The organism is Paenibacillus sp. HGF5, from assembly GCF_000204455.1.
Taxonomy (GTDB): Bacteria; Bacillota; Bacilli; order Paenibacillales; family Paenibacillaceae; genus Paenibacillus_AQ; species Paenibacillus_AQ lautus_A.
On the sequence record NZ_AEXS01000125.1, the window covers coordinates 1 to 14,863 of the forward strand.

The 14,863-nt window shown below is 44.8% G+C and carries 14 protein-coding genes; 3 read left to right on the forward strand and 11 right to left on the reverse strand.

Translation table 11 applies throughout. From position 1 onward, the window contains the following. From HMPREF9412_RS19335 to HMPREF9412_RS32980, 4 genes are all read right to left on the reverse strand, one after another. Positions 1–556, reverse strand: a 556-nt coding sequence (locus HMPREF9412_RS19335; RefSeq protein ID WP_009593412.1) for a type IIL restriction-modification enzyme MmeI, incomplete at its 3' end; no start/stop codon positions are given. Positions 557–919: 363 nt separating this feature from the next. After that, positions 920–1,978, reverse strand: coding sequence for an RNA helicase (locus HMPREF9412_RS19340; RefSeq protein WP_009593408.1), 1,059 nt, complete (start codon positions 1,976–1,978; stop codon positions 920–922). A gap of 192 nt (positions 1,979–2,170) precedes the next feature. Further along, positions 2,171–2,500 (reverse strand): nucleoside triphosphate pyrophosphohydrolase, encoded by a 330-nt coding sequence (locus tag HMPREF9412_RS19345; protein WP_009593400.1) that lies wholly within the window; start codon positions 2,498–2,500, stop codon positions 2,171–2,173. Between the two features lie 214 nt (positions 2,501–2,714). Beyond that, on the reverse strand, positions 2,715–2,861 hold the full coding sequence (locus HMPREF9412_RS32980; protein WP_175320783.1) for a hypothetical protein: 147 nt from the start codon (positions 2,859–2,861) through the stop codon (positions 2,715–2,717). A 103-nt stretch (positions 2,862–2,964) separates the two neighbouring features. Between HMPREF9412_RS32980 and HMPREF9412_RS19350 the strand changes: the two genes are divergently transcribed. Continuing rightward, the gene (locus tag HMPREF9412_RS19350; RefSeq protein WP_036672778.1) at positions 2,965–3,207 is read left to right on the forward strand and encodes a hypothetical protein; all 243 of its coding nucleotides are present in this window, start codon (positions 2,965–2,967) and stop codon (positions 3,205–3,207) included. Positions 3,208–3,401: 194 nt separating this feature from the next. Here HMPREF9412_RS19350 and HMPREF9412_RS19355 read toward each other — a convergent pair whose 3' ends face one another. The 3 genes from HMPREF9412_RS19355 to HMPREF9412_RS19365 all read right to left on the reverse strand — a co-directional run bounded on the left by HMPREF9412_RS19355 (position 3,402) and on the right by HMPREF9412_RS19365 (position 5,601). Continuing rightward, entirely contained in the window at positions 3,402–4,154 is a 753-nt protein-coding gene (locus HMPREF9412_RS19355) for a superoxide dismutase family protein (RefSeq protein WP_009593416.1), read from the reverse strand. A 124-nt stretch (positions 4,155–4,278) separates the two neighbouring features. Next, complete coding sequence (locus HMPREF9412_RS19360; RefSeq protein ID WP_009593405.1) at positions 4,279–4,719, reverse strand: hypothetical protein; 441 nt, start codon at positions 4,717–4,719, stop codon at positions 4,279–4,281. Positions 4,720–4,749: 30 nt separating this feature from the next. Continuing rightward, on the reverse strand, positions 4,750–5,601 hold the full coding sequence (locus tag HMPREF9412_RS19365; RefSeq protein ID WP_009593398.1) for a hypothetical protein: 852 nt from the start codon (positions 5,599–5,601) through the stop codon (positions 4,750–4,752). A gap of 143 nt (positions 5,602–5,744) precedes the next feature. Here HMPREF9412_RS19365 and HMPREF9412_RS19370 point away from each other — a divergent pair, with 143 nt between their 5' ends. After that, positions 5,745–6,281 (forward strand): hypothetical protein, encoded by a 537-nt coding sequence (locus HMPREF9412_RS19370; RefSeq protein ID WP_009593424.1) that lies wholly within the window; start codon positions 5,745–5,747, stop codon positions 6,279–6,281. A 975-nt stretch (positions 6,282–7,256) separates the two neighbouring features. After that, positions 7,257–8,378, forward strand: a complete 1,122-nt coding sequence (locus tag HMPREF9412_RS19375; RefSeq protein WP_009593410.1) for a hypothetical protein — start codon at positions 7,257–7,259, stop codon at positions 8,376–8,378. 803 nt (positions 8,379–9,181) lie between these two features. On the opposite strand, the gene HMPREF9412_RS19380 is transcribed toward HMPREF9412_RS19375, so the two are convergent. From HMPREF9412_RS19380 to HMPREF9412_RS19395, 4 genes are all read right to left on the reverse strand, one after another. Further along, a complete protein-coding gene (locus tag HMPREF9412_RS19380; protein ID WP_036672781.1) occupies positions 9,182–11,509 on the reverse strand; it encodes an ABC transporter permease in 2,328 nt (775 codons plus the stop codon). Beyond that, a complete protein-coding gene (locus tag HMPREF9412_RS19385) occupies positions 11,509–12,213 on the reverse strand; it encodes an ABC transporter ATP-binding protein (protein WP_085981273.1) in 705 nt (234 codons plus the stop codon). The genes HMPREF9412_RS19380 and HMPREF9412_RS19385 overlap by 1 nt, the downstream gene beginning before the upstream one ends. A gap of 304 nt (positions 12,214–12,517) precedes the next feature. Then, positions 12,518–12,973, reverse strand: a complete 456-nt coding sequence (locus HMPREF9412_RS19390; protein ID WP_036672783.1) for a hypothetical protein — start codon at positions 12,971–12,973, stop codon at positions 12,518–12,520. 304 nt (positions 12,974–13,277) lie between these two features. Beyond that, positions 13,278–14,453, reverse strand: a complete 1,176-nt coding sequence (locus HMPREF9412_RS19395) for a DUF4317 domain-containing protein (protein ID WP_009593422.1) — start codon at positions 14,451–14,453, stop codon at positions 13,278–13,280. Between the last annotated feature and the right edge of the window lie 410 nt (positions 14,454–14,863).

Here is a 14,863-nt window from a genome sequence, read left to right on the forward strand (position 1 = left end):
CAAAAAAGCAAAATATCAGTCGAGCCATAAAGTGGTTCATCTCATGACGCCGTTCGGATGTTCCCCACTCCGGATTGTCTTTCAGTAGCTCAACATAGAGCCGGTTCAACCGACCTGTCGCACGGATATCAAAAGAACTGTCTCTTACCTGCTTAACTGTCGTGATGCCGGCAAGTGGCAAGAAAAAACCAAAGTGATTCGGGAAATCCTGATAGGCACAGACAAGTGGTGGCTCATCGGAATCAAGTTCCTCCGCCTGAAAATCCACTCCGTCAGTAGCAAGAATATATCGGGCTTTCCCCCTAGTTGTTGCCCTGCTTTTTTTCAGCAAAGCAAGGGTCTTGGAAACTTCGCCAGGTTGAGCGACCGCGATATGAATGTTATTCGTTTGCAGGACACCGCCAAGGTCCGACTTATTCGATTCGCCTGAGCGCAAGCGTTTGATTGTCGTTTCCTTGTTCCCGAACGCCCGCAGGAAGGCGAACGGAAACTCATCTTTATCAAACGGTTGGATTGCCAAATCGGAAACAGCTGCTTCGATCTCTACCGGGTTCATAATACCTTTCCTCCAGTCTAAGTACTGTGCCCGACATGAAGCCGTAGTGCATGCACTACGGCGATGGCAAGGCTATTAGAAAATGCTCTCTATGAACGAGAAAGAGCGTCTCCTCATCAATATAATATCAATTAAAATCCCATTACGTTCTTTGCACTTAATGCAAGTTCTCTGTAAATTATAACATACGAATCAAAAGGAGCGGTAAATATATGGATCAGCAATAGCAACTTATTATGAGCCCAATTTTTCGCCGTCACTTATGGTATGGTTCTCCTCGTATGAACTCAACCAATCCTATCTGTTAGTTGACTAACGGCAGTTTTTAAAACCACCACACTAAGTTAGGGAATAGCCCCCTCATCACTGAAGGGGTCCCTGCTGCTGCTCTTTACGTTCAAAATGATGATGCAGCCTATATAGGCAAATTTCCTTCGTCCACCGGTGCAAAATGGATCGATGCTCGGGAGCAGGTTCAATTCTTAGACTAAACACACCATCTTCGAAGCGGGTCATACTTCCTTTAGCCGAGCCCCATTTCGTCATTGGCATCCGCTCGATTAGCTGGCTAACTCCAGTCTCATTGTACTCCCAGAGTCGTTTCGAATCCTTATCGGAGAAATCGATTCTTCTCCGGTATTCCTTTTCCATTAGGTATTCGTGGAAGAATGGCGCTACTTCCTGAGGAGTAACTGATTCTGCCCAATGTTCGGGCCCACGCTCGAGCATATAAAGGAGCACGATCATTTTATAACTCTTGGTCATAGCGGTCTTCTCGACATCACGTATCCAAGCCTCATATTGATAATAAATCTCCTTTTCTTCCTTCGTTAAGCATTCGGCCCAGGGGAGAAAGCCGAAATAAGAACCGAATTCATTCCGATATTCCCAGCTGTTCGAGCTACCATGAAGGTGAAGTTCCAAATATGTAGGGATTCGACCGAACTCATTCTTGAGATCCAGGAAAGAACGGTGCAGACGCTCACAATGCGGCAGTTTCTTACGGCTTAGTTCATCCAGAAGGTTAACAACAGATGTCTCCAAATGGAGTTCGCATCCATCTGGCACAGTCGGGATGATCGGTTCCTTTGCCGTTTTCTTTCCTTCACCGTCATTTGCGAATAATCGAAGCTTCACGTCCGCATTACGATAATTTCCGATGAGGTCAATGATTGTGCAGTGCGTCTTTCGCTCCGATAACCGCAGCCCCCGGCCAACCTGCTGCTCGGCCTTTGCATTCATAGCCAGGTTCCACTCCATCCCCATTCTCATGGCGGACATGGAGAAGTTAGAGGAACCGACGATAAGGAGCCCTTCACCGTTTTCGTAGTCAAACAAATAGGCTTTGGGGTGAAAGGAAGTTCCCATACTGCGCCATAACCTTGCCTCCAGTCGGGTATCGATATCACGTAATGCCTGCAAACCTTCAGGCTGCGTAACGAATCCCCAGCGAGAACCTTTACTTCAGCTCCCCGTTCGATCGCACCTTTCAAATGCGGCGCCAATAAACGCGCTCCCGACTGCATAACGAACGAAGTCATAATATAGATTCCTGAAGCATTCTGCATCCCGGTAATTAAATCATCTGCTAAGTTTTCCGTAATCAGTTTGACATTAAGCGTTGTCGTCGACATCGATTAGATACACCCGTTCCTGGAATCCGCCTCGAGCTTCCGCCTTCTTCTCTCTCAAGGCTTCAAGCTCTTCCCATGTTGCTCCATGTACGACCACCAATGCCCGGATAACCTCAAGCATATCTGCAAGTTCTTCCAATGACTCCTTTGAACTATCAGCGGTAAAGTATTCCTCCGACTCTTCTTTAAGCTTTATGATCAATTCTTTCTTATACTCTTCCTCATCCAAGATCCGTGTGCGAAATTCTTTGCCTGTAGCTTCAATTACTTGGGGAATCAGATCCCGAACTAGCTTATTGTAAACCGGCATAGATTCTCATCCTTTACATGGTTAATTATGTATCTGTATTGTATCATATCAGAAAATCCCTTGAAGAAGGCTCCCTACGTGTAATGAGGAAAAACTCAAATCGTTACAAGCGCAATAAGTAAAACCACTCCTCTTAAGTAAGGAATGGTTACCGTGAATCAAGACACTAGTCTTGTAGAATCTATTTGGTTTATCATCTAAGGGCTCAGCCTTCTCACACACCTGGAGTCAACGAGCCTGAATCCTGCAGCAGCTCATCCAGCCACAATTCCTGATGCAATTTCACGCCAGAATACAGCATAGCATCCCCTAGCTCCTTATCCCATACTCCTATAGACTCCCGCAGTTTCGACAACTCCAAAATGTGAGCGATTCTTTGTTCCTGATATAAGATATAATCAAGATAATCTTCACATTTCACCCATCAAAGCGGAAATTACAATAAACGAATGGGAGTGATCACAATGCAATGGCGTGAGGTGCGTTCGATTTATCCCGATCAATATGTCTTGTTAGAAATCCTTAATTCACATACCGAAGACAACATACAGTACGTTGACGAGGTTGCTCTTGTTCGGGCCATTCAAGACCCTTCCGAGGCGACCAAAGAGCTTCTAGCGTGCAAAGACAACAACATCGTCTACCACACGGGCCAAGAAGAAATTGCTATCGAATTGAGAAAGCCCCCTTTCTATAGGAATCGCTAGCATGCTAATTGATTATGTCGCGAATCTGTTGCAAGCCTCTATGACGATTCGTTTTCACCTTATATAAAGCACACCACCAGTTCCTTCAATCATCTTTCGTTGCCCAGCCATCAAAAAAACGCACCTCCTTGTGGAGATGCGTTTTTCACTGGAATTTCATATGCAGCAAACCGCATGTGCTGCAACTTTTCAGATTATTCCGGGATATTCCCGCCAGCCACACGGTCCCCGGAATTGCCCGCCGGGTCGGTAACATTATCATCCTCGCCGGCATGAATGATCAACGAGCGTCCCAGCACCGAGTTCGGCTGGTTCTTTTCGAGCGTGCCATGCTGAATGATCGTCTCCGCTTCCACGGTGCCGTCTGCGCCCACGACCAGGTTCGGCATGTCGCCGACATGGCTTCCTTGCGGATTCTCTAGGCCATGATGCTTGTGGGTTGGATTAAAATGCCCTCCGGCAGATTTAAAATCCGTTCCCTGAATTGCATTCTCATGCACATGGAACCCATGCTTGCCTGGAGTGAGGCCGGATGCGGTAATCTTCACCCTCACCCCGTCATGGATCTGCTCCAAGGTAGCAGAGCCAACCGGCTCGCCCGCCGCATTGTACAGCTTGACTACAGGCTGCCCCAGGGATTCTTTCCTGGAAGCCTCGCCCCAGTACACGGGTTGGTTAACCGGATCTGAAACCATGCGAGCTGGCGCATCGCTGCTGTCGGTAGGAATCTTAGGATCCGAGGTCGCCGTCCCTTGTTTCTCAGATGGGCCGTCAGCGGTGGCGTTGTCCTTGCCGTTAACGAAGTGGCTTATTTTAGACATCGCGTGTTGAATCGTACCTAAGGTTCCTTCGGGATTCGCAGCAGCGAACATAATCCCTATAATCAGCAGGGCTCCGGCAAGAAACGCTCCAGCCATATATTTTAACTTGTTGGTCAACTTTTTCACTTCATCGCCTCCTGAATGATGATATCATTCATCTCCCAATCCCCTGATTTTATACATCCAAATCGTTATTTTATGGGATATGAGGCATTCAGTGTCGGTCAAAGAGAGGGGCTCGATGACGGCTTTAACGCCCCTCTGACAAAATAAGCTCTCTCATCCGATCCGTATGTTTGGCGGAAACCACATATACATCTTCTCCCCAATCTTTGAACCCGTAGCTGAACACACTTTCCTGACCCTCTTCCCCCAACCACAGCTTGATGGCATGGATCGGAGATTGCTGGGCATAGACGACCATCACATCGTAATCCGGGTCCGTACGTTTGGCATCATCCGGCTGCTTGCGGGCGGTACGGATCGCTTCCTCAAACGCTCTTACATCTTTCGCTTCCTTAAAGGACAACAGTGTATCCCCATTCATCTCGTCCCATGTCTCGAACGTTGAAATCCGAATCTCGGCAACCTTTTCATCAAGTAGCTGCATCGTCTCCCAACCGGGTTCCTTATCACAGCCTACCAATAGAGCCGTCATGTAAAGCATCATGATCATGAATAAGTGCTTCATTAAACCGTCCTTCCTTATCTATGAAAAATATTATGGGATGATCCCATGCAGCTTCAGCTTGTCTATTAGCATGGCTCTATAGTTCTCTTGGTCGTAAAGGGAGTTATTGATTAACTCCTTGTTCAGTCCGAGCTTGTTCAAGATCCTGTGCTCCAACTCGCGCCGGGCTTCCAATACTTGCAGAGTCCCTTCGACGCCTTCCAGACCGTGATGTTTGCCATAGCCCTGTCCAGTGTAGTAATGAACGAACCCTGTGGACCAATCCTCCGGGCGTTCCCGGATGGCCTTGCGGAATGCGTATTCCAGGTCGTTCTGCTCAATGTAGAACAGGAGGGGATTTAGCGGAAGGGCCGCTTTTTCCAGCCCCAGCACGTAGTCCGTCACTTGATCTTCCGGCGCATCATGCTTCACCATACCGACGGTCACCGGATTCTGAATGAAACAGCACTCAAAAATCGCGACGGTAGGCTCATGCAGCGCCTGCTCGGCAAATGCCTCCCACCGATCGGTGATGAGCCACCGGTTGAGGTCCAGCGGGAGCTCGTAAATATCCTTTTTAGCCAACGAATGATAAAGGTCATCCGGAAAAGAAGCGCCATATTCGTTCTTCAGCTTCTGGTAGGGCAAGAGGTTCCAGCTGCCTTTTTTGACAGCCCGTTCGATCCATATTTCTTTAAAAGGGCCTGCGACTTCCAGCAACTGCCCGAATTCCTCTTCCGTCAGACACGCGGTTCCCTCATAATCCGCCGGGTGGTCTGTATCCCCCTCCACCACCAGCCGGGACTCGATGTTGTGCTCGGAAAGAATGGCATGAATCATACGAGACGTCGTTGATTTCCCGAATCCCGGCAAGCCCTCAACCATGATTAATTTCGTCTTCATTTCAAATCCCCTTCAAATCTCAAAAATGATTGCAGCTTCATGTATTCTGTGGGAGCCTGTGAATATCCTTTTCTCTATCTATTGATTAGTCCCAAATTAAGGTATGATAATGTTACTACTTATAGAGAGGTGTTCATACATAAATGAAGAAGACTTTAGCCCTTTTGTTGATGCTCGCTATCTTAATTCTCCCGTCACAGGCTTATGCCGCCCCGCCCTCCATCAAAATGTCGATCTCCGAGGTTAATAAGATATACTTTGAGGAATACAACAAGAGGTTAAAGGAAGTTAAGTCTGCTATACGGAGATATAAAGCTCCTGTGTGCTCCGATGTAATCACCCTCACGAATCAATCCAAGCAGCTGACAACCAAGTACAACAACCTCAAGAAGTCCAAAACCAGCAAAACGGAACTGAGTCAGATGAAGGCAACACTTGACAAGGCCAAGAAAAGTCTTAGTGAAGCAAAGAAAGTCTGCAATAAGGAAACAGCGGAAACGAAAAAAGAACTCAATGGACAAGTTAAAGAAGTTTCTTTAGCCAAAACTTCCGGAGTCAAGCTGAACGTCGACTCTTATAATAAAGGAACAATTACCAGCTCAACGTTCGATAAGGAAATACGCAGTATCGTGAAGCTTGTAGACGATGTTTTCACATACATTCTAGAGGATCTGGAGTAGAGCAAGCGGCAGGGTATACCCTGCCGTTTTTTTATTGAATATCGTTGAGCAAAACAAAAGACCATAGACTGTACCATCTACGGCCTTTCCCACACTAAACCTAACACCCTACTCCAAACTATTAAACTCATTCATACGCGCAAGTTTTACAAGTTCAGACTTTGGCCATCCGATTTCTCTCGATTTGACTCTGCAATATTTGCAAGAGCAATGAATCTTCCCCTTAGCAAACTCACCTGTAAACTTGGCATGCCAACCAAGCTGTTTAGCAAGCCTGCTCTTACGCTGGATCACTCTCCGTCGATGATGACGGTAATACGAACGAGTACGATTGTTGCCTTTGCTTTTCATTCCATCACGCCCCTTGGGATAAGGCCCAGCCTGCAAAGGCGCCAAGAGGGTTACGTCATCCTTTACAGGCCGAGCGTGATGAAACTGCTACATTGCACGAACACCATGGATCACCTCAACTGGATGTGATTTAAACCTGTATACTTACTTACCAACTCCGCCACTCTCTCCACATGCACCGTATGCGGAAACCTCGTCTTGAACCTGCTCCAAGGTACCGAAACCCACAAACTCGCCATATCCTTCCCTTAAATCCCATTTATCTAATTTAACATCAATTCCATCTACAGCTCTAAGCCTCTCCGCTAAACTATATACCCATTCTCATGCTGGGGCGTTGTCCAATATATGATATAAAAACAGCGGGTGGTCTCTCATTAATTTTTGTATTCATTTGATCCCCCTCTATCTAGTTTTAAGTTTAGGGATAATTATACCATAAGGAATTCATAGAATTCATAGACTACTACTCAAAGAGAATTCAATTATCCGTTCACAACAACACTAAAAATGTTTGTATCTCACCCCTCTCTATTAGCCATAAACAAGAAGATCTTGCTAGTAACCAAAGTTCATATATGTTACTTTATACTTAACTACAATCCACTAATTCCGGAGGTAAATATGAAGAAAGCACTAATTTTTCCTATTATTCTATTAGCATCATTTTTTTCAATTTTAATTCCCAAAACAGAAGCTAATGCCGCTTCAAACGTTGTGCCAAACAATGCTTATATATCTGATGAAATTGCAGTTTTTTTAGATGGTGAAATTCTTGTAACACGCGAAAAATCCTATACTATCGATGGAATTAAAAATCATGGAACGTATGTTCCTGTAAAGATAATTTCTAAGTTTAAAGACATAACGATAAACTACGCCAAGCCAATAACAGTTAAATCAAAAAAAGGAACATATAAAATAAATAATAGTAACTCAGTTTTATTAGACGGGGTCACTTATATAAAACTAGATTACCTTTATAAGATAACAGGGTACTCTGGTAAACATGAATATGAGCCTAATACAATTTTCCTATGGAGCAATAATGAGGGTAAAGCTAAATCAGATAAATTAATCTCTCAGATAAAACAAGTAAAGAATGACAATCTAAAAACTTTCATGGGCAAAAAAGTGTACATATATGAGGGGGAACAAGTTGGGCGTGTAATCGAGATTCTTCCGTACAGTGGAAATAGTGTAGCGTTTAAGATATTGTTGAATAATGGAAAAGTGATTGAAGAAATAGTAATTGGCTCAGAGCCTGATTCCTTCTGTAGTTATTTCTTGTATGAAACAATCAACTACATCTACTCAGGAAAATATTATTGGGCAGATAAAAACTATCTACCCTCGTCTAATCCATTATTAAATATAGAGAAGGTTTATTTCAAATCTGTAAAGATGAAAGGAAAAACCCTTCTCGTTGAAGCGAAAAGATCAAGTGGAGCAGCTGTCACTTTTAAGCTACCCTTTTATGATGATCCTGGTATAGTGATTAGAAATGGGTTTTATACTGTTAACCCAAAAAGCATTTATCCTAAATGGAGCGATGCCACTTGGAATAGAATAGTACAGCAAAAAATTGCTATTGGTATGAATCAAGATCAGGTATTGTTATCATGGGGAAGACCAAATGATACATCTTCTTATTCAAGTAATACATTAACAATGGATCAATGGATATATGGTGATACTTATCTCCACTTCTATAACGGAATACTCGAATCATGGTCAGATTACTAATAGACAACAGGGCAGTTTATACACTGCTCTTTTTATATTTATCTCCTTATATTACCTCATATTTTTTCGATGATTCGCTTAAAGGTTGCAACTTTTTTTCGTGTTTATTGCGCTAATAATAAGAACTTTATAAAAAATCTTGGTGTGGAGATGGAAATGCTGTGGAATTTTTTTATACCATCCCCCGTACGCTGGATGCAGACGTTTGTCAAACTTTAGCGATTGTTCGTATACCATATTCTACATTTTAATCAATACACTGGTATATGTATATGATACATAAAAAAGACAATGTAGCTTCAAGCCACACCGCCAATTTACTCACTTTACTGTTTTTACATCCCTCTTCTCAATGACATGTCGTATACGTAACATATCTAAGCCGTCTTGAAGATAATCCAATAACGGCATCTTAGCAAGCATACTGTATAGTCGATTAAATCCACTTTCAGGCCGATGACGGCCATTTTTTTGTTTCATCATTTGTTCTCCTATTCCATTCGCGATTGAATTTTGCCATTGCATGCACGTCCCTTATTATAGATCAAGGTGCTGCAGCCCGTACACTTGGATTACCGGAAAAAGACACAGCAAAAGGGCTGCCCGAATGGGCAGCCTTTGAACTTGTCATCCAACGCGGGTTGATCCCCACTCCTGTCCCAACTCGAACAGCAGGTTAGCGATCATCTCATGATGTGCCGCATGTTCTCAGCATGATACTCCACGTACGGCACCGTCAGCATCTGTATCGCGAGCAGTTACTCCTTCATATCGCTACTCTCTACTACTTGTGGAAATACCATTCACTCCACACCCTTCAACGACTCGATCATGTGAATCCGCGTCACTTTTTTCCGAAGCATGAGGTTGGAGAGGAGAGTCAGGAAGAATGCCAGCGCAACCGATGCCAGCATAATCACAAGGTTTAATTGATCCGGAATTTGCTGATGCGTACTCGAAAGCGCCTGGATTATGATGGAATAGACATAACCGCTGATCGGCAGGGCAACAATGACCGCAAAAGCGGTTAACAGCATGTTCTCAGAGAAGATCAGCCTGTGGGTTTTACGTTTGGGATAGCCTAATACCTTCAGGGTGGCAAGCTCACGATTCCTTTCATAAATGTTGATGGAAGAGATCGTGTAGATGGCGCCGAAGGACAGAATGACGGCACAGATGATAAACATGATGAAAATAAAGCTGTTTTGCTTCAGCATATATTGTGCTGATTTCTTCAGATCATCCTTGTCCGCAATAGCTTCTACCTGCGGGTCTTGTTCGAAGAAGCTGCGAACGCCCGCCAGATCGGCAGCGCTATGGACGCTCACTAACATAGAGGAAGGATCGTAGTCGATACCCAAACTCTTCATATAGCCCGGTGTGCTGTAGAACGACGGATTCGAATACTGTGTGGAGATATCCGTAACCTTCATATCAACGATGGTTTGGTTAAGCTCGGGTGCGGTGAATTGTAGCTGGATCGTATCCCCTTCTGCTATATGATACTGATCCGCATAAGATTTCGGTACCAGCACGCCATGATCTTCTAACGATAGGCGATTGCCTTGTTCATCATAAAAGCGAATCAGCTCATTATCCTGCTCCGTAACCACAAGCGAAGCATTTTCTTTGTTTTCCCCTTGGATGAGTTCCACCGGGTAGGTGGACAACCTATAATGGTCTGCAATGCCGGAGGGCAGTGCTGCCGGATCCGGAAACGATCCCATTGCATAATCGACTCGTAAATCATACGTATTTACCTCTTCGATCTGGCCAGCTACCTTGAGCAGGGCTGTCTGCGTGCCGAAAGCCGTGATCAACAAAACCGTACTGACCACAACGCCAACGGAGCTTGCGAGTGCTTTTTGTTTATTTAAGAAGATATTTCTTAGAATGATCTTGTAACTGTAAGGGAGTCGACTCCACATCCCAGGAATTTTCTCGATGAGCAGCCTCTTCATCTTCTTGGGTGGCTTCGGACGCATTGCCTGCGCAGCACGTTCTTGCAAAATCGCTCTACCGCTGAAATAGCAGGACAGCATGCCAAACGCACTGGAGCAGATCATCGGAGGTAGGAGCGTAAAGAACGAAAGGGAGAACGTCAGGTCAGGTAGGGAGTAAGATCTTCCAATCGACGTTGTTATGAGTGGAATGAACAGGGCGGCAGCGATGGCATAGCCCAGGATGGAGCCGATGACGCCTGTCAGCACGGGGTAGCCCATGTAATGCAGCATGATGCTTCTTTTTTTCACGCCTAATGCCTTCATAATGCCCACTTGATTTCGCTGGGAATCGATAATCCTCGACATGATTAGAAACAGGATCACCGCTTCAATCAAAAAGAGTACGATCGGGATCACCCTGCTCATCAGCTTGTTATTATGAATCGTTTGCTGGGTCTGGGAATAGTTGAAGGTCCGTTCTTTGCTAACCTGGCTTACATAAGGGAGTGACTGGGAATGTGCTTCAATGGCCTGGCCTAACTGGTCCATGTCGTAACCGTCCTTGGCATCAATCAGGATCTCATTGTAGAACAAGCCGCCTGCGATTTCAGGAATGGTCTCTTCGGGGATATAAGCGATTCCATAAGCTTGGTGGTCCTGGGTTTCGTTCTTCTTGGCATGCTCCACGTTCTCATTCAAGCCGCTGATCGTGAACGTCTTGTCCTTGTCATTCACACGGAGGGTGATGGAATCACCGACACGGTAATGATGCGCCTCGGCATAGTGGGAGTCCAACAGGATCTCATTCGGCTCGGCTGGCATCCTGCCCTCCATCATCCTGGACGTGTTGATTTCATTCGGTACAGGGATCGAATGCACCGTTAATGCAGTTTTATCATCTTCAAAAGCCTGTTCGGCCTGGACGGTATAACGCCCTTCGATATGTTGAATGCCATCAATGCTTCGTAAATCCGCCACATCCTCTGCGGAAATTTGACTGTAATAAACATTCAAGTCGCTTAGATTATGCTCTTGAAAATACCCCTTCGTATAGCCGCTAAGATTGTCGCTCAAGGTAACCAGCCCCGTGTAGAAAAAAGCTCCCACCGCGATGACCAAAACTATGGCTATGAATTGTCCCACCGACTGTTTCATGTCCCGTAATAATTTCAACAATAAAATCTTCATCACCACTCGATCCCTTCAACGCTTTGTTTGTGCTCATTGATCGTGATGCTCTCGATTCTTCCGCTCTTGACGCGGATCACTTTATCCGCCATCGGCGCGATGGCCGAGTTATGGGTGACCAGCACGACGCATGTCTTCGTTTCCTGGTTCAAATCTTGCAGAAGCTTTAAGACGGACTTTCCTGTTACATAATCCAGAGCACCGGTGGGTTCGTCGCAGAGGAGCAGCGCGGGATTCTTGGCAACCGCTCTTGCGATCGCAACTCTTTGCTGTTCGCCGCCAGAGAGCTGGGAAGGGAAGTTCTTCAAACGATCCATTAGTCCAACCTTTTGTAAAATATCTCGTGCATCCAGATGGTCCTTACATACCTCTGTCGCAAATTCCACGTTCTCCAGCGCATTTAAATTCGGAATCAGGTTATAGAATTGAAATACGAAGCCAACCTGCTCGCCGCGGTATTCGGTTAATCTCTTCTCGCTCCATCCCGTAATCTCTTGATCTCCAACAAACACTTGTCCCGAGGTAGCCGTATCCATCCCGCCGAGAATGTTCAAAATCGTGCTTTTCCCTGCCCCGCTGGCCCCTAAAATCACGACGAATTCCCCCTCTAATATGGAGAAGTCAACACCCGCCAGGGCTTGAATCGTCACTTCGCCGATTGGATAGGCCTTGGTTACCTTTTTGAATTCGATTAACGTCGTCACTTCGTACATCTCCCCGTATTGGATTTTCGGAAATAGCTCCATCGCCACTCCCAGTCTCTTATCTAGAACCATCACTGCCAGCTAACGCTAGTTACACTTTATATCCATCATATCCCATCTTATAGATGCCGCTTCCTGCAGCCGATGTATTTACGTATCGGTCTTCGGAAGGGTCTTTATCGCCGCAGCGTTATCCGCTGCTTCTCCTTGGAATTCACAATGCATAGCTTTAATCAAGCACACGCTGAACTACAGGGTATAAAAAAAGAAACTTCGGTATATCTGAAGCTTCTCTTTTATTTGACTAATATTCTTTTTCTACACGTTCAATCAGTTGTTTTAACTTCGAATGATCCTCTGGAGTTTCAATTTTGAAAGTTCCAGTGTTCTCTACAGAAATTTGAGGACCATTACCGAGCATTAATATTAATGTCGAGCCATTCTTCATATGAATTTCAAGATCACGATAATTAGCCAATGTATGCGGATTTTCTTCTATCGTGTTTGAATTAAGAATATTGACTACAGTTTCAATGTCCTCTCGTCTACTTATGTCTGCAGATTCTTGTCTCTTTGCTTCATAACTATAAACGGTAATACTAGAAACCTCCTCGCTATCTATCTTGAAAGTTGGTTCATTAGTCTCTTGGGGATTTTCAGATGCACTAGGTTTTTTGTCTGTTGAATGACTACAGGAGATTATTAGAAGCGGGATACTTAACAGGATCATTATAATAAGCACCTTGCTATTTTTTCTCATTATAAACCTCCATTTTTACGTTATTATACATACTAACGCATTAACAACTCTTAAAATTACACTTTGAAGAAAAAAGGCAATTTTAGTAAATCCCTTTTTTTTCTCCTTAGCAACAATAACTTATGGATTTCGGAATCAGTTCTTCTTAAAAACATATAAAAAAATGGCTGCCGAAGTTATTTCGACAACCGTTTTATTATAATCAGTAGGATCTCCGTATGATTGATGTTTAGGCTTACTTCCCAGACAATACTTTGAATGAGTTTGTCCACATCAATTGCTGAATCTTATACGATGAACGAGTCTATAAAAGCGTCTCTGAAGCCAGCGTAAATCCTTCAATCGCGACATCTTCGTCGACTTCAATCATGATGCAGCGTTTACCTTGGAAATTCACCTGTTTGACATACCTTAAATCCTGCGGGCTCACCGAAATCGTAGCTACCTTGGTTTCGATCTTAATGGATTTGGTAGTATACTTCGGCATGACGCTGGTTGCTTTCATCTCATAGTTCTTGTTGTCCACGATGGTTTCGAATGCCCGCTCCACCTTCTCGGTTGTCACGTCTTCTACGCCGCTTGCGTTCAGCACGCGCTCCAGATCTTTATAATCCAGCTTCGGAGGTTCTTCCTCCTTCGTCTCTTCGTTTATTTCGATCACCCGGTTGATTTCCTCGTACACCTGGGCAATGGTGGCTGAATCGAGCTGTTCGCCGGCCACTTCCTTGACGATATCCTCGAAGATCGCTCGCTCTTCAAGTGCCGTCACGGATCTCTCCCCGTTCAAGACCTGCTCGACAAAATGCGGATCCGGAAAATTCGATTTTCCCGTACAATACAAAATACGATTCACATCGGAATAATTGTCCGTCACGCTAGGATACAGGAATCCTTGCTCTGGCGCACTTAACTTGATAATCGGATCTACAATGACATTGTACTTGAACTCCCGCTCCACATAATCGAACAAGAGCGTCTTCCGTTGTTTCTCCGTAGAATTCATGCTGCATAAAATGAACGGATGGGCGAACACCTCGTTCTTCTCGCTCTCTTCCGCTTCATCGTTTCTCGCCTTGGTCGGCAAATAATACTGTCCCCGTACGAACGTGACCACCATATCCCGCTCATATTGGGCATCCTTCAGCATTCGATCCACCAGCATCAGCATCAAGTCCTGCCATTCTTCCGGATCACCCGACACGAGCGCTTGGTGAAGCATGACCTGCGCCGGTTCCTCCGCTGCTTCCTGGAACCTCAATTCGAACAATTTTTGATCCAGCTCGCCGGTCAGCAGTTTTTTGAAATTCCCCATGTATAACTCTTGCTTCTCCCGATCCACCAGCTCGAACGGCAGGCGCTCCCAATGATAGATTTCATTCGTTTCCTTTGTAATATAGACATTGAGAATATCGTAAATATTCATTAAATCGTGATCCAGCTTAAATTGCTTGCGTATATTGGCGACTTCTTTTTTGTTCATATCCGATTCGGCAGCTCCTTCAATATAATCTGGCTTAATTAGTATAAATTATTGGAACGCAAATTGGTAAGTGATCTTGGCTTGCATTGTCGTGCCTAGGGTCCATTTCCCTGTGGCCCTGATCCTTTATTGTGGCATATTTAAATATCTGAGTCGAGGATGTTCCTTGAAAAAACATTTGACTTCACTGTGTGTATTTTCCTTATCTCGGACCGGCATCATCATGGAAAATATCAAAAAGAAGATGGTTGATTCATCAGGGGAGTCATACTCTCGGAATAAAAAAATGGTGATACGGCTTCGTTCCGTATCACCATTTCATGTTATTCTGTTCGCACGCCATTCGCCGCCGAGCACCATTAGATGGATGCCGGTCGCTATGCACACACTTCTCATGTGGCGCAAAGCTG